General features: G+C 61.4%; 22 protein-coding genes. 13 read left to right on the top strand and 9 right to left on the bottom strand.

The annotated features are described in order from the left end of the window. Positions 1–26: 26 nt before the first annotated feature. The gene (gene katE, locus LQ215_RS00190) at positions 27–2,231 is read left to right on the top strand and encodes a catalase HPII (RefSeq protein ID WP_290369057.1); all 2,205 of its coding nucleotides are present in this window, start codon (positions 27–29) and stop codon (positions 2,229–2,231) included. A 123-nt stretch (positions 2,232–2,354) separates the two neighbouring features. Here the strand turns inward: katE and LQ215_RS00185 are convergent, their stop codons facing one another. Genes LQ215_RS00185 through zur form a run of 4 tightly spaced genes read right to left on the bottom strand, consistent with a single transcriptional unit; the run spans position 2,355 to position 5,151 of the window. After that, the gene (locus tag LQ215_RS00185; protein WP_230146881.1) at positions 2,355–3,068 is read right to left on the bottom strand and encodes a PA5502 family lipoprotein; all 714 of its coding nucleotides are present in this window, start codon (positions 3,066–3,068) and stop codon (positions 2,355–2,357) included. 37 nt (positions 3,069–3,105) lie between these two features. Then, entirely contained in the window at positions 3,106–3,894 is a 789-nt protein-coding gene (znuB, locus tag LQ215_RS00180) for a zinc ABC transporter permease subunit ZnuB (protein WP_230146880.1), read from the bottom strand. Then, complete coding sequence (znuC, locus tag LQ215_RS00175) at positions 3,887–4,669, bottom strand: zinc ABC transporter ATP-binding protein ZnuC (protein ID WP_230146879.1); 783 nt, start codon at positions 4,667–4,669, stop codon at positions 3,887–3,889. The genes znuB and znuC overlap by 8 nt, the downstream gene beginning before the upstream one ends. Next, entirely contained in the window at positions 4,669–5,151 is a 483-nt protein-coding gene (gene zur, locus LQ215_RS00170) for a zinc uptake transcriptional repressor Zur (protein ID WP_109752856.1), read from the bottom strand. The genes znuC and zur overlap by 1 nt, the downstream gene beginning before the upstream one ends. Before the next feature lie 66 nt (positions 5,152–5,217). Here zur and znuA point away from each other — a divergent pair, with 66 nt between their 5' ends. After that, entirely contained in the window at positions 5,218–6,147 is a 930-nt protein-coding gene (znuA, locus tag LQ215_RS00165) for a zinc ABC transporter substrate-binding protein ZnuA (RefSeq protein WP_230146878.1), read from the top strand. A gap of 133 nt (positions 6,148–6,280) precedes the next feature. Here the strand turns inward: znuA and LQ215_RS00160 are convergent, their stop codons facing one another. Next, positions 6,281–7,231, bottom strand: coding sequence for a homoserine kinase (locus LQ215_RS00160; RefSeq protein WP_230146877.1), 951 nt, complete (start codon positions 7,229–7,231; stop codon positions 6,281–6,283). A 60-nt stretch (positions 7,232–7,291) separates the two neighbouring features. Then, positions 7,292–7,582 (bottom strand): DUF2782 domain-containing protein, encoded by a 291-nt coding sequence (locus LQ215_RS00155; protein ID WP_230146876.1) that lies wholly within the window; start codon positions 7,580–7,582, stop codon positions 7,292–7,294. A 74-nt stretch (positions 7,583–7,656) separates the two neighbouring features. Between LQ215_RS00155 and polA the strand changes: the two genes are divergently transcribed. Continuing rightward, the gene (polA, locus tag LQ215_RS00150) at positions 7,657–10,425 is read left to right on the top strand and encodes a DNA polymerase I (RefSeq protein ID WP_230146875.1); all 2,769 of its coding nucleotides are present in this window, start codon (positions 7,657–7,659) and stop codon (positions 10,423–10,425) included. A gap of 463 nt (positions 10,426–10,888) precedes the next feature. Here the strand turns inward: polA and yihA are convergent, their stop codons facing one another. Further along, positions 10,889–11,530: a ribosome biogenesis GTP-binding protein YihA/YsxC gene (gene yihA / locus LQ215_RS00145; protein WP_003196227.1), complete on the bottom strand. Its 642-nt coding sequence runs from the start codon at positions 11,528–11,530 to the stop codon at positions 10,889–10,891. A gap of 191 nt (positions 11,531–11,721) precedes the next feature. Between yihA and LQ215_RS00140 the strand changes: the two genes are divergently transcribed. The 7 genes from LQ215_RS00140 (at position 11,722) to LQ215_RS00110 (ending at position 19,070) form a co-directional block, all read left to right on the top strand. Continuing rightward, positions 11,722–12,012, top strand: coding sequence for a c-type cytochrome (locus tag LQ215_RS00140; RefSeq protein ID WP_003177141.1), 291 nt, complete (start codon positions 11,722–11,724; stop codon positions 12,010–12,012). A gap of 46 nt (positions 12,013–12,058) precedes the next feature. Next, on the top strand, positions 12,059–12,670 hold the full coding sequence (locus tag LQ215_RS00135) for a c-type cytochrome (protein ID WP_230146874.1): 612 nt from the start codon (positions 12,059–12,061) through the stop codon (positions 12,668–12,670). A 198-nt stretch (positions 12,671–12,868) separates the two neighbouring features. After that, positions 12,869–13,510 carry a thiol:disulfide interchange protein DsbA/DsbL gene (locus LQ215_RS00130; protein ID WP_230146873.1) on the top strand — a complete coding sequence of 214 codons (642 nt, stop codon included), beginning with the start codon at positions 12,869–12,871 and terminating at the stop codon, positions 13,508–13,510. A 15-nt stretch (positions 13,511–13,525) separates the two neighbouring features. Continuing rightward, positions 13,526–14,404, top strand: a complete 879-nt coding sequence (locus tag LQ215_RS00125; protein WP_230146872.1) for an endonuclease/exonuclease/phosphatase family protein — start codon at positions 13,526–13,528, stop codon at positions 14,402–14,404. Further along, positions 14,401–16,497 (top strand): diguanylate cyclase, encoded by a 2,097-nt coding sequence (locus LQ215_RS00120; protein WP_230146871.1) that lies wholly within the window; start codon positions 14,401–14,403, stop codon positions 16,495–16,497. The genes LQ215_RS00125 and LQ215_RS00120 overlap by 4 nt, the downstream gene beginning before the upstream one ends. A gap of 104 nt (positions 16,498–16,601) precedes the next feature. Beyond that, entirely contained in the window at positions 16,602–17,381 is a 780-nt protein-coding gene (locus LQ215_RS00115) for an N-acetylmuramoyl-L-alanine amidase (RefSeq protein ID WP_230146870.1), read from the top strand. Between the two features lie 75 nt (positions 17,382–17,456). After that, positions 17,457–19,070 carry an EAL domain-containing protein gene (locus LQ215_RS00110; protein ID WP_230147011.1) on the top strand — a complete coding sequence of 538 codons (1,614 nt, stop codon included), beginning with the start codon at positions 17,457–17,459 and terminating at the stop codon, positions 19,068–19,070. Between the two features lie 16 nt (positions 19,071–19,086). Here the strand turns inward: LQ215_RS00110 and LQ215_RS00105 are convergent, their stop codons facing one another. Further along, on the bottom strand, positions 19,087–20,877 hold the full coding sequence (locus LQ215_RS00105) for an ATP-binding protein (protein WP_230146869.1): 1,791 nt from the start codon (positions 20,875–20,877) through the stop codon (positions 19,087–19,089). A 10-nt stretch (positions 20,878–20,887) separates the two neighbouring features. Next, entirely contained in the window at positions 20,888–22,234 is a 1,347-nt protein-coding gene (algB, locus tag LQ215_RS00100; protein ID WP_230146868.1) for a sigma-54-dependent response regulator transcription factor AlgB, read from the bottom strand. A 437-nt stretch (positions 22,235–22,671) separates the two neighbouring features. On the opposite strand from algB, the gene LQ215_RS00095 reads away from it, so the two are divergent. The 3 genes from LQ215_RS00095 to LQ215_RS00085 all read left to right on the top strand — a co-directional run bounded on the left by LQ215_RS00095 (position 22,672) and on the right by LQ215_RS00085 (position 23,671). Continuing rightward, positions 22,672–22,959 (top strand): hypothetical protein, encoded by a 288-nt coding sequence (locus LQ215_RS00095; RefSeq protein WP_230146867.1) that lies wholly within the window; start codon positions 22,672–22,674, stop codon positions 22,957–22,959. Positions 22,960–23,039: 80 nt separating this feature from the next. After that, positions 23,040–23,204 carry a DUF1328 domain-containing protein gene (locus LQ215_RS00090; protein ID WP_003177151.1) on the top strand — a complete coding sequence of 55 codons (165 nt, stop codon included), beginning with the start codon at positions 23,040–23,042 and terminating at the stop codon, positions 23,202–23,204. Between the two features lie 2 nt (positions 23,205–23,206). Continuing rightward, positions 23,207–23,671 (top strand): inhibitor of vertebrate lysozyme family protein, encoded by a 465-nt coding sequence (locus LQ215_RS00085; protein WP_230146866.1) that lies wholly within the window; start codon positions 23,207–23,209, stop codon positions 23,669–23,671. Positions 23,672–23,819 lie beyond the last annotated feature (148 nt).

Raw genomic sequence — 23,819 nt, 5'->3', positions numbered from 1 at the left:
ATTAAGCCACTCGAAATGCCGGGGTCATGCACCTGCGGCATCGAACTCAGATTCCTGGCCACGGCGAGGAACGCAAAGAGGAGTCATGCCTGATGAGTACCCAAAAGCCCACGGTCAACAAGAGCCAACTGGCCGGGACCGACACGCTGGATCGCGGCAACACCAACGCCAAGCTCGAAAGCCTGGAGCAGTTTCGCTCCGACGCCACCGAACAAGCGTTGCGCACCAACCAGGGCGTGAAGATCGCCGATAACCAGAACACCCTGCGCGCCGGCCCTCGCGGCCCTTCGTTGCTGGAAGACTTCATCATGCGTGAAAAAATCACGCACTTTGACCATGAGCGTATCCCGGAGCGCATCGTCCACGCCCGTGGGACCGGCGCCCATGGTTATTTTCAGAGCTACGATGCGCATTCGGCATTGACCAAAGCCGGTTTCCTACAAGATCCGAGCAAGAAAACCCCGGTCTTCGTGCGTTTTTCCACTGTGCAAGGCCCACGCGGCTCCGGCGACACCGTGCGCGACGTGCGTGGCTTTGCGGTGAAGTTCTTCACCGACGAAGGCAACTTCGATCTGGTGGGCAACAATATGCCGGTGTTTTTCATTCAGGACGCGGTGAAATTTCCGGACTTTGTCCACGCGGTAAAACCCGAGCCCCATAACGAAATTCCTACAGGCGGCTCGGCCCACGACACGTTCTGGGATTTTGTCTCGCTGGTGCCGGAATCGGCGCACATGGTGATCTGGGCGATGTCTGACCGGGCCATTCCAAAAAGCCTACGCACGATGCAGGGTTTTGGTGTGCACACCTTCCGCATGATCAACGCCGAAGGCAAAAGCAGCTTCGTCAAATTCCACTGGCGCCCTACAGCCGGGACGTGTTCATTGGTGTGGGACGAAGCCCAGAAACTGGCGGGTAAAGATACGGACTACCACCGTCGCGATCTCTGGGAATCGATCGAGATGGGCGACTACCCGGAATGGGAATTCGGCGTGCAGATTGTCGCCGAGGAGGACGAGCATAAGTTTGACTTCGACCTGCTCGACCCGACCAAGATCATCCCTGAAGAGCTGGTGCCCATCACGCCCCTGGGCAAGATGGTGTTGAACCGCAACCCGGACAATTTCTTCGCCGAGGTCGAGCAAGTTGCGTTCTGCCCCGGGCACATCGTGCCAGGTATCGACTTTTCCAATGACCCATTGCTGCAGGGGCGGCTATTTTCCTACACCGATACGCAGATCAGCCGACTCGGTGGGCCGAATTTTCACGAGTTGCCGATCAACCGGGCGATCACGCCGGTGCACAACGGCCAGCGTGATGCGATGCACCGGACCACCATCGACAAGGGGCGTGCGTCCTACGAGCCGAACTCCATCGACGGCGGCTGGCCGAAGGAAACCCCGCCCGGCCCGGAAGACGGCGGCTTTGAAAGTTATCCAGAGCGCATCGACGCCTACAAGATCCGCCAACGCAGCGATTCGTTCGGTGATCATTTCTCCCAGGCGCGGTTGTTCTACAAGAGCATGAGCCCTCATGAGCAGGAGCACATCATCGCTGCCTACAGTTTCGAGCTGGGCAAGGTGGAGCGTGAGTTCATCCGGGCGCGGCAGGTCAATGAGATCCTCGCCAATATCGACCTGGAACTGGCCGGGCGGGTAGCGAAAAACCTCGGCTTGCCGGCACCGACCGCTGGAACTGTCGACGTTCCGACACCTTCGCTGGAGCAATCTCCGGCCTTGAGCCAGGCGAACCTGCTGTCCGGCGACATCAAGACGCGCAAAGTGGCGGTGCTGGTGGCTAACGGAGTCGATGGGGCGATCATCGATGTGCTCAAGACGGCTCTGGAGGCCGAGGGCGCCCACGCCAAAGTGTTGGGGCCGACCTCCGCGCCGGTAACCACGGCCGATGGGAAAACGCTGGCGGTGGATGCGTCCATGGAAGGCTTGCCGTCGATTGCCTTTGACGCGGTGTTCGTGCCTGGTGGCGCGGAGTCGATCAAGGCCTTGAGTCGCGACGGCGTGGCGTTGCATTACGTGCTGGAGGCCTACAAGCATCTGAAAGCCATTGGGCTTCATGGTGAGGCCCGGCAGTTGTTGGTGGAGTTGAAGCTGGAGGTGGATGCGGGGTTGATCGAAGATGCGGACGCGAGCGGTTTTTCGCGGTTTTTTGCGGCGATTGCTCAGCATCGGGTTTGGATGCGGGAGCCGAAGGCCAAGGCGGTTCCAGCCTAAGGAGATGTGTTGTCTGGTAGGGCGCTATCGCGGGCAAGCCTTGCTCCCACAGATCAGCTCCACAGGATCAACTCTCACAGGGAACACATTGCCCTGTGGGAGCAAGGCTTGCCCGCGATGCTTTTAGGGCTTACGCGGAGTCAGCACGACCTGCGCCGGCACGCTGCGCAAAATCTGCTTCTGCAGTTTCAAATCAAACCCCGGGTCCAGTTTCATGACCCGCTTGGTCAGCAAAGTCGCCAACCACGGATAATCATCGGTGCGCGGTGCCTGGATGCTGACGTCACACTGATAATTCACCACGTCGGCGGCGATGGCGTCCAGTTGTCGACGCATTTGCTGTATATCGGCGAGGTTGAGCGCAACCGTGGTGCTGGGTGCGCTGGGGTCGATCACTTTGGCAACCGGTTTGGCTTCGGCGGCTTGGAGGGCGGCTTCGGCTTTTTCCAGGTCGGCCTTGCGCGCTTCGGCAATGGCGCTGTTGACCTCGCCGGTGAGCGCCGGGGCCTTGGGCATCAAGGCTCGGGCACGGCTCAGGGCGGTGGCGGCGGCGTTGACGTCGCCTTTTTGCAGATCGATCTGGCTGCGGCGCAGATACGCCTCGGCCAATTGCCGCTGGTAGGGTTCCAGCGATCGGTCTTCGGGCGACTGGGCTTGCAAGGCAGCCAACTGGTCTTCGGCGGTGGCCAGCTCATTGCTGGCCAGGCTTTGCTCGAGCTGCGCGATGGCCGGGCCCCGCGTATCGGGGGCCTGGGTGACCGGCGGTGTACTCTGGCAAGCGCCCAGCAGCAGGGAAAATGCGACAAGGAGCAGATAACGGGAGGCGAACGGCTTCATTCCTGCGACTCTCTATTTGCGCAAAAAGCGAGCAAGTCTACACCCCTCGACGGGGCAGGACAAAACTCAGCAGAAACAACGCAGCGGCGCTGACCACGATCGACGGGCCGGCCGGGGTGTCCTTGAACCAGGAAAGTGCCAGGCCGCCACACACCGCGAGCATGCCCAGCAGGCTCGCGCCCAGGGCCATTTGCTCAGGGGAGCGGGCGTGACGCTGTGCCGCAGCCGCCGGAATGATCAGCAATGAAGTGATTAGCAACACCCCGACGATTTTCATCGCCACCGCGATGACCACCGCAATCAACAGCATCAGCGCCAGCCGCAAGCCCAGCACAGGCAGGCCTTCGACCCGTGCCAGTTCCTCGTGAACGGTAACGGCCAGCAAGGGACGCCAGAGCGCCACCAGCAACAGTAGCACCGCCGCGCTACCGCCGAGGATCCACGACAGGTCGGTCGGACTGATCGCCAACAGATCACCGAACAAATAGGCCATCAGGTCAATCCGCACGTCATGCATGAAGCTTAGTACCACCAGCCCGAGGGACAGGGTGCTCGGGGCCAAAATACCCAGCAGCGTGTCGGACGCCAGCGGCTGGCGCTGTTGCAAGGTCACCAGCACCACCGCCAGCAACAGGCAGCCAACGGTCACCGCCACCGCCGGGCTGACGTCCAGCAGAAACCCCAAGGCCACGCCGAGCAACGCTGCGTGGGACAAGGTGTCGCCAAAATAGGCCATGCGCCGCCAGACCACGAACGAACCCAGGGGGCCGGCCACCATCGCGAGAGCCAGGCCTGCGAGCAGGGCGTACAACAGAAAATCAGCCATGCTTGCAGCCATCTCCATGAACATGATTGGAAGCAGAAGGAGCGCTGACCACCGAACCATGCAGGTCATGGGCGTGGTCATGGTGGTGGTGATAAATCGCCAGGCTTTGTGCGTTTTTTCCGAACAATTCGACGAAGGCCGGATCGCCACTGACCTGCTCGGGATGCCCGGAACAGCAGACATGGCGGTTGAGGCAGACCACCTGGTCGGTGGTGCTCATCACCAGGTGCAAATCGTGGGAGACCATCAGTACGCCGCAGCCGTGGCGGTCGCGCAGGCGCGTGATCAGGCTGTACAGCTCGGCCTGCCCCGCCACGTCAACGCCTTGTACCGGTTCGTCGAGCACCAGCAGTTCGGGTTCGCGCAACAAGGCCCGGGCCAGCAATACGCGCTGCATCTCGCCACCGGACACGCTTTGCACCGGACTGTCGATCACCTGTTCGGCGCCGACTTCCTTGAGCGCGGCCAAGGCTCGCTCGCGATCCACGCCCGGCACCAGGCGCAGGAAGCGCAGCACCGACAGCGGCAGTGTCGGGTCTACGTGGAGTTTTTGCGGCATGTAGCCGACGCGCAACTTGGGCTTGCGCCAGACGCTGCCGCTGTCGGGCTTGAGCAAACCCAGCACGGCGCGCACCAGGGTGGTCTTGCCGGCGCCGTTGGGGCCGATCAAGGTCACGATCTGCCCCGGCTCGACGCTCAGGTGGATGTTGTCCAACACGCTCTGCCCGGCGAACGTCACGGCCACCTGATCGAGGCGGATCAACGCATTGCTCATCAGGCCCCCTGGCAGCCGGAGCAGAGACCGACCACTTCGACGGTCTGGGTGTCGACCACGAAGCCGACCTCCTTGGCGCTGGCGATGATGGCATCGCTGATGGACTTCTGTTCCAGCTCGATGGCGGCGTGGCATTCGCGGCAGATCAGGAACTGGCCTTGGTGGGCGTGCTCCGGATGGTTGCAGCCGACGAAGGCGTTCAGCGACGAAATGCGATGCACCAGGCCGTTTTCCAGAAGGAAATCCAGTGCCCGGTAGACCGTCGGCGGCGCGGCGCGACGGCCGTCCTGTTCGCTGAGCACCGCGAGGATGTCGTAGGCGCCCAGTGGCTTGTGGCTCTGCCAGACCAATTCCAGCACGCGCCGACGCAGGGCGGTCAGGCGCAACCCCTGGCGCGCGCAGATGGCGTCGGCCTCGGACAGCGCGCTGTGCACGCAGTGGGAGTGATCGTGGGGACGACTGGCAAGGGGTGTTATAGGCATGGGCAGCGACGAGTTTAGTGAGAGACGTTATTATGTTACCCGTTCTCGCCTCTACGAGTGGTCATCGTGTCCCGATTTTTTTCGCTCTTTGTCGCTTTTGTCGCAAGTTTTCTACTGATTGGCTCGGCCCAGGCCGACGTCAAGGTGCTCACCAGCATCAAGCCGTTGCAGCTGATTGCCGCTGCGGTGCAGGACGGCGTGGCGGTTCCGGAAGTGTTGCTGCCGCCTGGTGCTTCGCCGCATCACTATGCCTTGCGGCCATCCGATGTACGGAAGGTGCAATCGGTGGATCTGCTGTATTGGATCGGCCCCGATATGGAAGGTTTTCTGCCGCGGGTGTTGAACGGTCGCACGCAGCCCTCCGTCGCCATCCAGGATCTGCCCGGGCTCAAGTTGCGTCACTTCGCCCAGGACAGCGCGTCCCACGAAGATGATGACCATGACGCCGATGAACATGATCACGACCATCGCCCCGGCACCGTGGATGCCCACCTGTGGCTCTCGCCGCTCAATGCACGGGTAATCGCCGCCAAGATGGCGGCTGACCTGAGCGCGGCGGATCCGGCCAACGCGGCCCGCTATCAAAGCAACCTCAAGGGCTTCAACCAGCGTCTCGATGCCTTGGACACACGCCTCAAGGCGCGTCTGGCGGGGGTCGCGGGCAAGCCGTATTTCGTCTTCCACGAGGCGTTTGACTATTTCGAAGACAACTACGGCCTCAAGCACGCCGGGGTGTTCGCCGTGGCCGCCGAAGTCCAGCCCGGCGCCCAGCATGTGGCGGCGATGCGCACGCGCTTGCAGGCCGTGGGCAAGACCTGCGTCTTCAGCGAACCGCCCCTGCGCCCGCGCCTGGCCGAAACCCTGGTGGCCGGGCTCCCGGTGAAGCTGGCGGAGCTCGATGCACTGGGCGGCTACACCCCGGCGACGGCGCAGGGGTATGAGCAGTTGTTGGAGAAGTTGGGGAATGATTTGGCGGGGTGCCTGGAGTCGTTGTAACCCCGGCTGCTCTTGTGGCGAGGGAGCTTGCTCCCGCTGGGCTGCGAAGCGGCCCTAAAAATCTTGCGGTCGCTGCGCAACCGAGCGGGAGCAAGCTCCCTCGCCACAAAAGCCTTCGTGCACCTGTCGGTTATCAGAGGGCGAAAGGCAACACCGTATGAACCGTCTGCCGCTGCGCCAAGCGCTGCTGGAACTCCATCGGGTCGTGGATCAACACATCCTGCCCGGCAAAGGATTCAGCGGCGATCAACCGCGACAGCCAGAACCGCACGCACGCCACGCGCAGCATGGTCGGCCACAGTTGCGCCTCAGCGGCGGTAAACGGTCGCAGCGCCGCATAGGCGCCCAGCAGCGCTCGCGCCCTGGGGCCATCGAGCACGCCGTCGTCGTCCGAGCACCAGTCGTTCAAGGCAATGGCCACGTCATACAGCATCGGCCCGGAGCAGGCGTTGTAGAAGTCGATCAGCCCGGTCAGGTGCGTGCCTTCGAACATCGCATTGTCGCGGAACAGATCGGCATGGATGTTGGCGCGCGGCAGCGCCAGGATGCCGACCTTCTGCAGGGCGATTTCATCCAGCGCCGCCCCGAGCAGCCGACGCGGCTCGGCGTCGAGGTGCGAGAGCAGCTTGGCGCCCTCCTCCTGCATCCAGTCCAGGCCGCGATCGGTCTTGCGCTTGATCATGTTGTCGCGGGTCGCCAAGTGCAGATGCGCCAGCAACTCGCCGACCTGGACGCAGTGCTGGGCGTTGGCCTGCTTGATGTGCTTGCCGGCCAGGCGCGGTTGCAACAGCGCCGGCTTGCCCGCCAGTTCCCGCAGCGCTACGCCATCGGTGGTGCGCAAGGCGTAAGGCACCGGCAGGTCGGCGTCATGCAGCACGTCCAGCAGTTCGATGAAGAACGGCATTTCCTGCACCGGGCCGCGCTCGACCAGGGTCAGGACGAATTCGCCCTGCTCCAGGCTGATAAAGAAATTGGTGTTTTCGCTGCCGGCGGCGATCCCCTGGAAATCAAGCAGGCGACCAAGCCCATAAGGGGCGAGAAAGGTTTCCAGCTCGGGCCGAGCCAGGGGGGTGAACACAGACATGGTCAAAAACTGCTCAGTTCGGGCGCCGTGATTGACACGGCGCCGATTAAAGTTAAAAAACTACTTCCACTCAAAAATTTTCCACGACGGAATCAGCATATCCGGCTGATCCGAGCGGATGAAGTTTGCATCAGTGCCGTCGGCACGCACCAGGAAATACGGCGGAGCGTTTTTCGGCGTGACCTTGATCGCGTACAAAAATCCGTTTTGGCGATACTCCTGAATGGTTTTATCGCCTTCGGTGCGGATGGTGACATCCGGGTCCGCCGAGGGTGCGTCGTCCGCCGCCATGACGGCCAGCGGGGTGATTGCAAACAAGCCAGCCAGTAACAGGCGATTTAGTGTACGCATGATAACCTTGTCCCTTTGTCGTCAACGGTCCCGCTATTCTAGCCCCGGACCCGCCGAAAAGGTTGATCCTGCTCATGAGCCAAGCTCCCCTCGTCCTGGTGGACGGTTCTTCTTACCTGTACCGCGCCTTTCACGCGCTGCCGCCGCTGACCACGTCCAAAGGCCTGCCGACCGGTGCGGTCAAGGGCGTGCTGAACATGCTCAAGAGTTTGCGCAAGCAATATCCGGACAGTCCGTTCGCCGTGGTCTTCGACGCCAAGGGTGGGACGTTTCGCGATGCGCTGTACGCCGAATACAAGGCCAACCGCCCGAGCATGCCCGACGACATGCGCGTGCAGATCGAGCCGCTGCATGCCAGCGTCAAGGCCCTGGGCTTCCCGCTGCTGTGCGTGGACAACGTCGAAGCCGATGACGTGATCGGCACCCTGGCCCGCAGCAGCGCGGCGGCCGACCGTCCGGTTGTGATCTCCACCGGCGACAAGGACATGGCGCAACTGGTCGACGGGCACATTACCTTGGTCAATACCATGACCGGTAGCGCCCTGGACGTGGCTGGCGTGAAGGAGAAGTTTGGCGTCGCTCCCGAGCAGATCATCGATTACCTGGCGTTGATGGGCGACTCTTCCGACAACATTCCGGGCGTCCCGGGTATCGGACCGAAGACCGCTTCCGGCCTGCTGGTGGGCGTCAATGGCGGTCTGACCGAGCTGTATGCGCAACTGGACATCGTCGCCACCTTGCCGATCCGTGGAGCCAAGACCCTGGCCGCCAAGCTCGAAGAGCACAAGGAAATGGCGCTGCTTTCCTACGAGCTGGCGACCATCAAGACCGACGTGCCGTTGGATATCGGCCTCGACGACCTGCAAATGGGCCAACCGGATCACGAGAAACTTGCCGAGCTGTACACGCTGCTGGAGTTCAAGAGCTGGTTCGAAGAAAACCAGCGGGACGCCAAGCGTGCCGGCCAGGAGATCGTCGAAGTTGCAGAACAACAGCCCGGCGCTGCCGAGGCCAACTACGAAGTCATCCTCGATCAGGCGCGCTTCGACGCGTGGCTGGCCAAACTGGACAAAGCGCCGCTGTTTGCCTTCGTCACCGAAACCAACGGCGGCGATGCCCAGCATTCGCAACTGGTTGGCTTGTCGTTCGCCGTGGCCCCTTTCGAGGCAGCCTACATCCCGCTGACCCATTCCTACATGGGCGTACCGGAGCAACTGGATCGCGACACGGTGCTCAAGGCGCTCAAGCCGCTGCTGGAAAACCCGAACAAGCTCAAGGTCGGCCAGCACGCCAAGTTCGAAACCAACATCCTGGCCAACTGCGCCATCGGTGGCGATCAGAACAACGGCATCCTGGTCCAGGGCATCGCCTTCGACACCATGCTCGAATCCTACGTGCTGGACTCCACTGCGACCCGCCACGACATGGACAGCCTGGCGCTCAAGTACCTGGGCCAAAGCAAGACCGATTTCCAGGACATCGCGGGTAAAGGGGTCAAGCAGCTGACTTTTGACCAGATTTCCCTGGAACTGGCCGGCCCTTACGCCGCCGAAGACGCCGACGTGACCTTCCGCCTGCACCAGGCGTTGCAGGAAAAGCTGGCCGCCACGCCAAGCCTGGGCACAGTGCTCAACGACATCGAAATGCCATTGATGCCGGTCCTGGCACGCATCGAGCGCCAGGGTGCCTTGGTCGATGCCAACCTGCTGGGTGTGCAGAGTGTCGAGTTGGGCGAGAAACTGGTGGCGCTGGAGCGTGAGGCGTTTGCCATCGCCGGCGAGGAATTCAACCTGGGCTCGCCGAAGCAATTGGGCGTGATCCTGTACGAAAAACTCGGTTTGCCGGTGCTCAGCAAAACCGCGAAGGGCCAGGCATCCACCGCCGAAGCGGTGCTCGCCGAGCTGGCGGAGCAGGATTACCCACTGCCCAAGGTGCTGATGCAGTACCGCTCGCTGAGCAAGCTCAAGAGCACCTACACCGATCGCCTGCCGGAACAGATCAACAGCCGCACCGGCCGCGTCCATACCAATTATCAACAGGCCGTCGCCGCGACCGGGCGCCTGTCGTCTATCGACCCGAACCTGCAGAATATTCCGATCCGTACGGCCGAAGGTCGACGTATCCGCCAGGCTTTCATCGCGCCGAAAGGCTACAAGCTGCTGGCGGCGGACTACTCGCAGATCGAACTGCGGATCATGGCGCACCTGGCCAAGGACGAAGGCTTGCTCTATGCGTTTCGCCATAACCTGGATGTGCACCGTGCCACTGCTGCGGAGGTGTTCGGCGTTGAGCTGGAAGCCGTCACCCAGGACCAGCGCCGCAGCGCCAAGGCGATCAACTTCGGTTTGATCTACGGCATGAGTGCGTTCGGCCTGGCCAAGCAGATCGGCGTCGATCGCAAGCAGTCCCAGGCTTACATCGACCGCTACTTCGCCCGCTACCCGGGTGTGCTGGCGTACATGGAGCGCACCCGCGCCCAGGCGGCCGAGCAAGGTTTTGTCGAAACCATTTTCGGTCGCCGGCTGTACCTGCCGGACATCAACGCGAAAAACCCGGCCCTGCGCAAAGGCGCCGAGCGCACCGCCATCAACGCGCCGATGCAGGGCACGGCGGCCGACATCATCAAGAAAGCCATGGTGGCTGTGGACCGCTGGCTGGCGGAGTCCGGGCTGGATGCGAAGGTCATCCTGCAGGTGCACGACGAACTGGTGCTGGAAGTGCGTGAAGACCTGGTCGACCAGGTGCGCGAGGAAATCCGCCAGCACATGAGCGCCGCCGCCACGCTGGACGTGCCGCTGCTGGTGGAAGTGGGCGTGGGTAACAACTGGGACGAGGCGCACTGATCCTTTCGTCTTGAGGCCTCTAAGCTTTTGTGGCGAGGGAGCTTGCTCCCGCTCGGCTGCGCCCTGTAGGAGCTGCCGAAGGCTGCGATCTTTTGATCTTGATCTTGGTCTTCACCTGAGACTCAAGCGTCAGGGGAAAGATCGCAGCCTCGTTGCACTCGACAGCTCCTACAGGGCTGCTTCGAGTCTTGGCGTGAATAAGCGCCTTCCACATTGAGGCACCGAAACCTGGGCGCGGCTTTATTAGCTCTGAAAATTCCTACGGTTATTTCCAAAAATAATCTGAACTAAACCCGTGAATCGCCACTCAGAGATTCTGAATGGCTGGTGAAGCCCTTCAATGCTCCTATGTTGTGTTAAGTGTTGGCAGATATCTGGACCCCGCCCTAGCGGTCCGGAACTTGGACCCCGAACTTCCCCCTCCCCATAAGAAGTCCGGGGTTTTTTTTGCCTGCGATTTGGCTTATTCGGCCTCTTCGCTGCCCTTGTCCGCCAGTTCCATCCAGTCGGCCAGCACCGTGTAGGCTTCTTCCAGCCCCATGCGCTTGGGCGCCGAGAACAGCTGGATGGTGATCGCGTCGCCCCAGCCTTTGCGAATTTCCGACTGCACTTTAAGCAAGGTATTTTTGGCTGCGCCGTAGGTGAGCTTGTCGGCCTTGGTCAACAGGATGTGCATCGGCATGCCACTGGCGACCGCCCAATCGAGCATCAACAGGTCGAAGTCGGTCATCGGATGGCGAATGTCCATCATCAGGATCAGGCCTTTCAAGCTCTCGCGGCTGCCCAGGTAGGCTTCCAGGTGACGCTGCCAGTGCTGCTTGAGCGGGATCGGTACCTTGGCGTAGCCGTAGCCGGGCAGGTCGACCAAACGCCGTTCATCGTCTAGCTTGAAGAAGTTCAAGAGCTGCGTGCGCCCCGGGGTTTTCGAGGTGCGTGCCAGGCTTGCATGGGTCAAGGTGTTCAGCGCGCTGGATTTGCCGGCATTGGAACGCCCGGCAAACGCTACTTCGAAGCCTTCGTCGTCTGGGCATTGATCGACTTTGGCGGCGCTGAGCATGAAGGTGGACTGTTGGCACAGGCCGAGGATGGGGTTCTTCAGTTGCATGGGATTTCCGATGTGGGCGGCGTCGGGAATGGACGCGGCAAGCTGTGTCGTTTCCGTTTCAGTGACGCCAGTATATAATGCCGCAGATTTTGTGTGCGCTTTGTCCCAGCGTAGGATGAAGTTCACGGGAGCGACCGACCGAAATTGCGCATTAGAACGCAGCTCGTTCCCAACCCTGAAAAGGTCGTTTTATGACGAAATGGCTGCTAGCTGCCGGTGTCTTGATGCCGCTTTACAGCGCTCAGGCTACACAGGATCCGGAAGCTGTGTACAACCGTGTTTGTGGTGCCTGTCATTCCGGCCAACTCCCCACGGCGCCCCGCAAGGGCGATCAGGAAGCTTGGACGCCGAGGTTGGCGAAAGGTATGGAGACGCTGGTGCAACACGTGACCCAGGGTTTCAAGGCGATGCCGCCGCGTGGTTTGTGCATGGACTGCAGTGCCGAGGATTACCGAGCCATCATCCAGTGGATGAGCGAGTGAACCCGGTCCATAACTCTTTAACCCTTAGCCGTAGTTGGATTAGCTGATGAACAAACTGATCGTGAGTCTGCTGTTGACCTTGGGGATATCCGGCGTAGCCCACGCCGCTGGCGATGCCGCTGCCGGTCAGGCGAAGGCGGCCGTATGCGGAGCCTGCCACGGCCCGGATGGCAATAGCATGGCGCCCAACTTTCCGAAACTGGCGGGCCAGGGCGAACGTTACCTGAACAAGCAACTGCACGACATCAAGTCCGGCAAGCGTACGGTGCTGGAGATGACCGGCCTGCTGACCAACCTGAGTGATCAGGACCTGGCGGACATCGCGGCGTATTTCGCCAGCCAGAAAGGCAGTGTCGGCGCCGCCGATCCGAAGCTCGTGGCCCGTGGTGAAGCGCTCTTTCGCGGTGGCAACCTGGACAAAGGGCTTCCAGCCTGCACCGGCTGCCACTCGCCTGACGGCAAAGGCAACGCTGCAGCCGGCTTCCCGCACTTGGGCGGCCAGCATGCCCAGTACGTCGGCAAGCAGCTGACCGACTTCCGCAAAGAAGACGGTGGCCGGACCAACGATGGCGATACCAAGCCGATGCAGAGCATTGCGAAAAAGCTGAGCGACGAAGATATCGCCGCGGTATCCAGCTACATCCAGGGCCTGCACTGAGGCCTTTGGCTGGCGTTGCGAGGGGCGTACATCCCTTGCAACGTTAACGCTCGATTAATCTGTCGATGCGAGCATCAAAAGGGTGGCCTTGGCCGCCCTTTTTTGTGGCCGCTGCCGTTACACTAGAGAACTTGAACCCGCCACGGTCTGTCTTAGAAACAGGCCTTGCGAGGCCCCCTCATTGTCCAGGAGTAAAGCATGCGTAATCTGATCATCAGCGCCGCGCTCGTCGCCGCCAGCCTGTTCGGCGTAACTGCCCAAGCCGCTGAAAAGCCCGCCGCACCTTATGTCGAATTGACTAACCCCGTTCCGGTGGCGGTGCCTGGCAAGATCGAAGTCGTGGAGCTGTTCTGGTACGGCTGCCCGCATTGCTACGCTTTTGAACCGGTCATCAACCCATGGGTCGAGAAACTGCCTTCGGACGTTAACTTCGTGCGCATTCCTGCCATGTTCGGCGGCCCATGGGACGCCCACGGCCAGATGTTCCTGACCCTCGAAGCCATGGGCGTCGAGCACAAGGTTCACGCGGCGGTATTCAACGCGATCCAGAAAGAAGGCAAGAAGCTGGTCAAGAAAGAAGAGATGGCGGAATTCCTCGCCACCCAAGGCGTCGACAAGGACAAGTTCCTCGCCACGTTCGACTCCTTTGCCATCCAGGGCCAGATCAAGAAGGCCCGCGAGCTGGCGAAGAAATACGAGATCACCGGCGTACCGACCATGATCGTCAACGGCAAATACCGTTTTGACATCGGCTCCGCCGGTGGCGCAAATGAAGCGCTGCAACTGGCCGACCAACTGATCGCCAAAGAGCGAGCGGCCACCAAGGCTGCCGCCAACTAAGCGCGGCCCACGCCCATGGCCCGCTGGAGCACCGAACGCATCGTTGGCCTGCATGAACCACGGGTCAACGAGCACCATGTCACGTCCACGGGCCTGCCTGGCGACAGCCGCTTGCGGCTGCTCAGCTTCAATATCCAGGTGGGCATCAGCACCGAGCGCTACCGGCATTACCTGACTCGCGGCTGGCAACATTTGCTGCCGCACACCGGGCGTGCCGGTAACCTGCAGAAAATCGGCGACCTGCTCAAGGACTTCGACCTGGTGGCCCTGCAAGAGGCCGACGGCGGCAGCTTGCGCTCAGGCTACGTCAACCAGGTGGAACACCTGGCCCAATTGGGCGCCTTTCCCTACTGGTACCAGCAACTCAATCGCAACCTCGGACGTTTCGGCCAGCACAGCAATGGTGTGTTGAGTCGCTTGCGCCCGTGGGCGATCGAAGACCATCCGCTGCCGGGGCCCAAGGGCCGCGGGGCGATCCTCGCGCGTTTCGGCGAAGGTCCCGAGGCGCTGGTCGTGGTCATGATGCACCTGGCGCTCGGGGCGCGTACCCGGACGATGCAACTGGCGTACATCCGCGAGCTGATCGGCGGCTACAAGCACCAGGTGCTGATGGGCGACATGAACACCCATGCCACCGATTTGCTGCAGACTTCGCCCTTGCGCGACCTCGGTCTGCTTGCGCCACAACTGGAAGCGACATTCCCCAGCTGGCGCCCCCAGCGCTGCCTGGACCATATCCTGTTGAGCCCAACCCTGACCCTCGAACGCGTCGAGGTGCTGGCCCAACCCATTTCCGATCACCTGCCGGTCGCGGTAGAAATTCGTTTGCCAGGTTCGCTCACGGCCGATGCATTCCCCGCGCTGAGTCCTGCCCCTCGCGGATCCGATGAATGAGCGACGACGCTGAACGCTGGAGAGAGAAGTACCTCAAGAGTATCGAACAGCAGGAAAAGCTCGAGCGCCGTTGGGAGGCTCGGCTCGACTTGCTGCGTCGTGGCCTGGTACGCAGCACCCTGGCCGCCGAGGGCACTGACCGGGCTGTCGATCAATGCATGAAAGAGATGCGCGAGGTGGTGCGCACCGATGACATGGATGCCGGCCTCGCTGCCCTGCTGCCGCGCCTGGAGAAAGCCGTACTCGATTCCGAGCAGCGCCGCGAAACCCGGGTCGAACAGACGAGCGCCGCGTTGACGGCCCTGGTTGCCCAGTTGCAGCGCCTGCCGCTGCCCAAGGAAGTCAGCCGGTCGCTGAAGAAGTTTGCCAAGCAATTGGAGGATCGGGCCGACCAGGCCCGGGAGATTCCGCTGCTGCTCAGCGAGTTGAGCGGCCTGCAAGGCAAGGCACTCAATGCCCTGGATGCCCCTGTCGAACCGAGTCGCCCCGGCCTGCTGCAACGGTTGTTTGGGGGCCAAGGCCATGAGGACGCGACGCCCCGGCCCCACGAACCAGGCCAGGGCAGCGTGGCGCCTGCGTCGGAAACTGCCTTGCCCGTGGCAGTGGCGCCGGCAATAACCGCAGAATCCGCAGCACCAGCACCAGCACCAGCACCAGCACCAGCACCAGCACCAGCACCAGCACCAGCACCGCAGCCATCGGTGGCGGAGCAAGCGCCAGCGTTGGAGACGACGCCCGAACCGGTTGCCCTGACTGCGCCGCAGCTCGAGATCGCTTCAACACCTGCTCCAACACCCGCAGCCGAAGTGATTCTGCCCGCTATTAAGCCGGACGACCAAGCGACCCAGCCCGCGCCGCTGCCGACGCCGGTGGCCGAAGAACGCCTGGTGGCGACGCCCGCACTTGAGAACCCTGACGAGCTGATGCCCGAGGAGCCTACCCAGGCCCTGCCCGCTCCCTCGCTGCCGCCTGCGGAGCTCGACGAGCCTGTGGAAGGCGTCGATGTGGCCGACGCCCAGTACGCCCTGCCCGACTCGCCGGAGCCGTCCTACAGCTCCGTCGCCAAGCATATCGAAGACACGCTGTTGGGCCTCTTGGGCGACCTGACCTTGCCCGAGCGTCACCGACCACAAGCCGAAGCCATGTGTGAGCGTCTGCGCAATGGCTTGAACTGGTACGAATTGCTGCCGATCCTCGATGATCTCGCCGTACTGATGCTCGCCATCACGGACACCGGCCAGCATGAGTTCGAAGCGTACCTGCAGCGCCTCAACGACCGGCTCGAGTCATTCCAGAGCAGCCTGCAGGCCGCCAGTGAAGACCACGCCGAAAACCTGTCGGTCTCCAGGGAAATGGACACCCAGATTCGTGAGCAGGTGGACGGGCTGCAAAGCAGCGTGAAGGAAGCCGATGACCTGGAAAGCCTCAAGCAGGTGCTGGAGAATCACCTTGAAGGCTTGCTCGGTACGATGAACCACCACCGCCAGCAACGCGATCTACGCGAGCAAGAGGTCTCGACTCGCCTGAAAAGCCTGGCCGATCGCGTCGCGCTGATGGAGCAGGATGCCCAGGTCGTGCGGGAGAATCTCGAGGAACAGCGGCAAAAAGCCCTGATCGATCCGCTCACCGGGCTGCCCAACCGCGCCGCCTGGTCCGAGCGCCTGGAGCACGAAGTCGCCCAGTGGCAGCAACACGGCAACAGTTTGCTGCTGGCCATGCTCGATCTCGATCATTTCAAGCGTATCAATGACAACTACGGCCATCTGGCGGGTGACCGGGTGTTGAAACTCATCGCCTCGGTCCTGCGTAAACGCCTGCGTGGTGGTGATTTCATTGCGCGTTTTGGTGGCGAGGAGTTTGTCCTGCTGGTGCCCGATACGCCCATGGCTGCCGGCGCCAAGCTGGCCGAGGCGCTGCGCCTGGCCATCGAAGCCTGTCCGTTCCATTTCAAGGGCGAGCCGGTGACGGTGACGGTGTCCATTGGGCTGACCGCTTTCAAGCCCGGTGAACACAGCGATTTGGTGCTTAAAAGAGCCGATCAGGCGCTTTATCGGGCAAAAAATGCCGGGCGCAATCGCGTGGAACTGGGCTAAGGGGCTAATTGTTCCAATTTGTTTAATATCGCCGCGCGCACCAGATCATCGCGGGGCGATACGTTACACTGTTGCATTACTCCTAGCCCGTATTGCCTTCCGCCATGAAATTTTTTTCGATCATTGTTTCTTTATTTATCCTGGCCGGCTGCACCAGTGGCCCGCGGTTCGACACCAGTCATCCCTCCGTCAACCATGACAACCGTATCCAATTCGTGGTGGTGCATTACACCTCGGCTTCCCTGGAGCGCTCACTGGCGCTATTGACCCATGGCGAGGTCAGTGCCCATTACCTGATCGGCGACGATAAAGGCGCGACCATCTACAAACTGGTGGATGAAGGCCGACGCGCCTGGCACGCCGGGGAAAGTGAATGGGAAGGCCGGACCTGGCTCAATTCCAGTTCCATCGGCATCGAGATCGTCAATCCGGGTTTTGTCGACACACCCACCGGGCGCCTCTGGTATCCCTACAGCGAAGCCCAGGTCCAGGCCTTGATCGTGTTGCTCAAGGACATCGTCCAGCGCAATGGGATCAACCCGCGCAGCATCATCGGTCACAGCGACATCGCGCCCCTGCGTAAACTCGATCCGGGCCCGCTGTTCCCTTGGAAGCGCCTGGCGCAAGCCGGTTTAGGGGCCTGGCCAGACGAACAGGCCGTCGCCCGTCAGCAGGCTGTCTTCACGCCACAGCTGCCGCCTGCCAGCTGGTTCCAGGCCGAGCTGGCCCGCCTGGGTTACCCAACGCCCCAGACCGGGGAGTGGGACGTGGCCACCCACCATGTACTGGCTGCCTTCCAGATGCACTACCGACCGACCCGCTTCGACGGCACGCCGGATGCACAAAGCGCGGCGATCCTGCAGGTGCTCAACCAGACAAAATAATGACGCCCGTCTGACGAATCGGGCTAAATCCAAATCAGAAGCTATAACTCATTGGTAACTTTCGGATTACCCATGATGACGGCTGCCCGCGAAACCCTACACAGCTGGCTCCATCGCCCTCTTTTCCTGGCGATGATAGCGACTGCCCTGAGCACCGTCCTGCTGCTGGCGGGGAGTCTGCTCGTGGTCGTGCAGCAGATCCAGCAACGCGAAAGCGACCAGATGAATGCCCAGGGCGAGCGCTTCCTGCAGCGTCTGGAGCAGCTTTTCGGGCAACTGCGCGAAAGCCTCGACGACCTGCAAAACCAACCGTTGCGCGGTTGCGACGATGACATGATCGCAACATTGCAACAGGTCAGCTTCAACTACCGTTTCGTCTACGAGGCGGTGTATATCGATGGCAGCGGCGTCTGCTCCAATCGGCCACGCCAGAGTGGGTTGTCCGTGACCCGCCCGCCCGACATCCGTGGGCCGACCTACAATTACTGGCTCAACACCACCACCGAGCCCGACGAAGACCGCGCAGCATTGATGCTGGGCCGCGGCAACTTTCGGGTGGCCACATCCCGCGGGCACTTGACCGATGTGGTCGATTTACCGCCGGGCAGCAGCCTGCTGGTCGTCTTGGATAACGGTAAACGGGCCATTCCTGTACTCGGGACTGACCAATACTGGCCGCCGGTCGAGCCCTGGCCACCGAAAAGCCACAATGCCTTGCAAGTGACCCAGAACCGGTTGATCTATCGAATGCCGACCGACAGCCCGGTCTATCAACTGGTGTTGATCGCCCCGCGCAACGGTTTTCAGGTTCCGGCCAATGCCTGGTGGATGCTGCCTATCAGCCTGCTGCTGGGCCTGGGGATTGGTTTCCAGGTGTTTCTGCTGGCGCGCCAGCGCCAGTCCATGGATGCCGAACTGCACGGGGCCATCCGGCGTGGTGAATTGCAGGTGCTTTACCAGCCGATTTTCGACCTGAGCAGCCGCAACTGCGTCGGGGCCGAGGCCTTGCTGCGCTGGCGACGACCGGACGGCACCCTGACCAGCCCGGACCTGTTTATCCCGATGGCCGAGAACACCGGGCAGATCCGCCAGATTACGGATTTCGTGCTGCAGCGGCTGTTCGATCAATTGGGCCAGCTGTTGCGGGCCAATCCGCAGTTGTATATCTCGGTGAATCTGGCGGCCTGCGATGTGATGGTGCCGCGTATTGGCGAAGTGATCGCCCGCCTGCTGGCGCTGCATCGCGTGTCGGCGCACCAGATTGCCTTCGAAGTGACCGAGCGTGGGTTGGTCGATGTGTTGGTCGCCCGGGATAACCTGCAATCGCTGCGCGACGTCGGGCACCAGGTGTTGATCGATGATTTCGGCACCGGTTATTGCAGCCTGGCCTACCTGCAAACCTTGCCGGTGGACTGCCTGAAAATCGACAAGGCCTTCATCGACGCCTTGGGCCACGATGCCGCCAGCAGCGGCGTGGCCCCGCACATCATTCGCATGGCCCATGCGCTGCAACTCAAGGTGATTGCCGAAGGCATCGAGCATGAAGCCCAGGCTTCCTACTTGAGCAGCGAAGGGGTGAAGTTCGGCCAGGGCTGGCTGTTCGCCCATGCCCTCAGCGCGGTGCAGCTCATCGAACTGATTACCCGTGGCCGACGCCTGCGTGGACGCCGCCTTGATGACGAAGCCTGAGCCTCTGGCCATGAGCTCAGATCGCCAGCGCCATGTAGAACTGTGTGCCCTGCCCCGGCCTTGAATAAACGCCCATGCGCCCGCCGTGGAGTTGGACGATTTCCTTGCATAGCGCCAGGCCGAGGCCCGCGCCACCCTTCTTGCGTCCGACCTGGACGAAAGGTTCGAAGATCCGTCCCTGCTGGCCGTAGGCAATGCCTTCACCGTTGTCTTCGACACTGATGATCACCCGCTCGCCATGACGCCGGGCCTGCAAGCGGATCTGGCCGTCTTCGGCGGTGTGGCGCAAGGCGTTATCGATCAGGTTATCGAGCACGCGATCCAGTTGCGCCGCGTCGGCATGCAGGCGCGGGAGCGGGCCCTGGATCGCCACGAGCAGTTCGATATCCTTGGTTTGGGCCTGCTCGGCAAACCGCAGCCGGGCCGCTTCCAATAGATCGTCGACGGAACACGGCGCCAGGGTCAGCTTCTGCAGGCCGTTCTGGTAGCGAGAGAAGTTCAGCAGGTCATTGATGAGCTGCATCAGCCGCTGCATTTCTTCCGTGACGGTGTTGAGCAGGTCGGCCTCGCGCGACTCCTCTGGAAAATGCAGGCGCTCTTGTAACAGGCCGAAGGCCATGTGCATGCCGGTCACGGGCGTGCGCAGCTCATGGGAGGCACGCAGGACGAACTCGCTGCGCACCCGTTCGAAGGCGCGTTGTTCGGTCACGTCATGCAGCACCATGACCGCGCCGAGGATGTGGCCCTGGGTATGGCTGACCGGGGTGAGGCTGTAGGTGAGCACGCGCGACTCGCCATCCACTTCGATGCTCAGGTCGTCCGGCGCGCGCTCCAGGGTTCCACCGCGCAGGACCAGGTGCAATTCTTCATCCAGTTCGAGGCGTCCCAGCGCCTCGCCCAGTCCTTGCCCGAGGCGTTCCTCATCCCAGCCCAATTGACGCTGGGCCACCGGGTTGAGGTGCTCCAGCTGACCTTGGCGGTCGATCATCAACAAGCCGTCGTCGATGCTGTCGAGCACCGCTTGCAAACGTTGCTGGCCGGCGAGCAGTTCGTCGACGTTGGTGGCCTGATGCGCACGCAAGGCCTCGGCCATGACCCCGAAGCGCCGGGTCAGCAGATTCAACTCCGCGGCCGAGGAAACGGGTAGCGTGACCTCGAAATTGCCCTGGCCGATGTCGTCCGCCGCTGCGGCCAGTGCCTCGATCGGCGCGCCGAAACGCCGGGCAATGCCATGGGCCGTGATAAACCCGATGATCAGCACCGCAAACCCCACCAACCCCAGCAGTCCGGAAATCCACATCGCGCGTTCACGAGCGCGGTCCTGGGTTTCACTGATGTTGGTGAGGGCCTGGCGATAGCCCTCGATCAGCCCGTTGCGCAGCACGTTGAATTTTTCGGTGAGGTCCTTGATGCTCGTGAGCGGGCTCGGCTGCTGGCGCGACGCGGTGAAGGCTTCAAGAAACTCAATGTAGTCGGCCTTGGCCTTGCTGAAGCTGGTTGCCGTATCGTCCAGCCCTTGTTCGTGGGCGATGCCCTCGTCGATCAGCGCCAGGTATTGCTGCTTGGAGGCCTCCAGCGCCGCCAGGTTGGGTTTGTCGTCGAGCATGATCATCAACTGATCGCCGAGGGTCTGGCGCAGCTTGAGGCCCAGGTCCAGCAGGATGAAGTTGTCGCGTACCGATTGTTCCTGGGTATTGGCCATCTGCATCACGCTGACCAGGCCAAGCACCAATCCCAGCAAGGCCACGGTGATCAGGGCCGAGATGCTGAGAAACAGTCGTGTGCGCAGCTTCATCGCCAGTTTCATAAGGTGTCGCTCACAGGTTGTACTGCTTGCGTTTGCGGTACAGCGTGGAGGCATCGATACCCAGGGTCTTGGCCGCCTGGTCGAGGGTGTCGGCCGTGGCCAGCACCGCCCCGATGTGGGCTTTTTCCAATTCGTCGAGGCTCAGTGCGGCGCCGATGCGCGGCGCATTGTTGACCGGTTGCTCGGCCATGCCCAAGTGACTGATTTCGACTTTTTCCTGAGGGCAGATGATGCTGGCGCGCTCGACCACATTGCGCAGTTCCCGGATATTGCCCGGCCAGCGATAGCCCAGCAGCGCTTCGCGCGCTTCGTCGCTGAAGCCCCGGGCCGGGCGCGCGTATTCCTTGACGAAGCGGGCCAGGAAACGGTCGGCCAGGGTCAGGATGTCTTCGGCGCGCTCTCGCAGCGGCGGCAGGTGCAGGGTGATGACGTTCAGGCGATACAGCAGGTCTTCGCGAAAACGCCCGTCGCGCACCATATCTTCGAGGTTGAGGTTGGTCGCTGCCAGAATCCGCACGTCGGCGCGGCGGGTGACTGGGTCCCCTACCCGCTCATATTCCTTGTCCTGGATGAAACGCAACAACTTGGGTTGCAACGTCAAGGGAAAATCGCCGATCTCGTCGAGAAACAGCGTGCCGCCGTCGGCCTGGTTGACCCGTCCCAACGTGCTCTCGCTGGCGCCGGTGAAAGCGCCACGGCTATGGCCGAACAATTCGCTTTCCATCAGTTCAGCGGTCAGTGACGGGCAATTGATGGTGACGCAGGACTTTTTCGCGCGCTTGCTCCAGCCATGGATCGCTCGGGCCAACTCGCCCTTACCGGTGCCGGACTCGCCGAGGATCAGGATGTTGGCATCGGTACTGGCGACCTGGCGCGCGGTTTCCAGGACGACTTTCATCGCCGGACTATGGGAGTCGAGGCCGTCCTTGGGTTTGCGCACTTCCCCTTCAAGGGCCTCGAGCCTGGCCGACAGCTGGCGTACTTCCAATTGCTTGGCAGTCGCCAGGCGCAATTGATCGGGGCTGCAAGGCTTGACCAGATAGTCGGCTGCCCCGGCCTGGATCGCATCGACTGCGGTATCGACTGCCGAATGGGCGGTGACGATGACCACGCGCATCCAGGGTGCCTGGATACGCATTTGTGCCAGGACGTCCAGGCCGTTGTCCTCCCCCAGGCGCAGGTCGAGGAAACACAGGTCGAATACCTGGCGTTGCAGCAGTGTGTCGGCCTGGGCGGCGCTGTTGGCAGTGGCGACGCTATAGCCTTCGTCTTCCAGGCAGTATCGGAACGTACGCAGGATGGCGGACTCGTCGTCTACCAGCAGAATGCGGCCTTGGTGCTCAGTGGCGGATTCCATTTTTCCTACGCTCCTTAATGAATGATGTTGGTTAGTGTCAGAAAAATCGGGCAAGTTGCATGGTCGATTCTGAGGGAATCTTACTCATCGAGAAGGACCCTGTGGACGTCTGACTCCTAAAAGACTGATTTGAGTTCCTTTTTTTATGATTCGTCCGGATCGGACGGTTCGCATCGCTCATTCCGACGGCTGTGTCTGACAGGAAATTCCAAAACAACCTTACGCCTTTTCCCTTCCGTTCGTGCAATACGCACGACGTGCGCGCGGACCATCGTGCAGGATGCGTCCCCCAGGTGTCGCGGCTAATCAATAACTATTTGATTTTAAAAGAGTTTAACTCTTAAAAAATCCTGGCACGCCGGCTGCAATGCTTTGGTCAACGTGGCGCAAGAGTGCCTCAACCAGATCACCACACCCGGGTGGGGAGGAATTTCAGGATGAATCGTCAATGTGCCGCGCAGTTTCGACTCTCTTCCTTGAACATCCAGCAGGGCTTATGGGCTGCCCTCGCACTGTTGGTCACGCTCGTGGTGGGCCAGCAATGGTTGCTCTGGCATGAAAGCCAACAGCCCGAAGCGCCGCAGGTGTCGATTCAGCGTGCACCGCAAACCCATTTCAGCGCCGTCAGCAGCCTTAAGGAAGCCTCGGCTTCAATGCGCATGATGGATGTCGACCAGGCTCAGCCATTGAACGCCATGCCGCGTGAAGAGCGCTGGGTGTTTTAACCCGATGTACCGGTCGTCCATTGCGCCGGAACCATCACCGCAAGACCCTCACTAAATAGAAAAGCGTAAGGAGAATCACCATGTTGAGCTGGGCAATTACTTTCCTGATCATTGCCATCATCGCCGCCGTACTGGGCTTCGGTGGTATCGCAGGCACCGCCACGGGCATCGCCAAGATTCTCTTTGTTGTGTTCCTGGTGATGTTCATCGCTTCCTTCTTCTTTGGCCGTCGCGGTCGAGGCTGACCATGAGCGTGTCATTCAAAGGACTGGCCGCCGCCCTCTTGTTGGGCGGCAGTGCCATGGCAATGGCTGCCAATGACGGACAGATGCGCGTCAACCAGTTGCTGGAGGCGGACCCGCAATACCGCCAGACCTGGCAGCACGTCGTGAAAAAAGAAGAACGCCTGCCCGAATGGGTGATGAACCTCTCGGGCGATTCGGACCAGATGAATGCTGTCGAGGAAGATGGCGACAAGTATTTGGTGGGACCGCTGTGTGAAACCCAGGCGACCTGCCTCAGCAAACGCTTGATCGTCGCCTTCAGTTTCGACAAGGACGAGGCCTATGCCATGTTGGTGGAAGTCCCTGCGGGGCTGCCGGCCGACAAGTCGCCGACCCGCCATGCCGACTACCGTTTCCTCGGTAATCCCAATGAGGGTATGCAAGAACTGTTAATGGAACAACTCAAGAAAGATCCGAACTGGTACTGATTCTGAAAATGGGAAAAGCAGCCCTGCTTTTCCCTGCTGCACAGCCCGAGGAGGGCCAGTGCATGACCAGGGGGCTGGGACGTTCTGACGGATGAGCGTCGGAGTGACCTACGGGCACAAGGGGTGCCTGCGAAAGGGCCGGGTCAGG

Source organism: Pseudomonas brassicacearum, assembly GCF_918698105.1.
In the GTDB taxonomy this organism is placed as follows: domain Bacteria; phylum Pseudomonadota; class Gammaproteobacteria; order Pseudomonadales; family Pseudomonadaceae; genus Aquipseudomonas; species Aquipseudomonas brassicacearum_F.
Note: the sequence above shows the minus strand (reverse complement) of the source record. Positions and strands in the feature narration are given on the sequence as shown.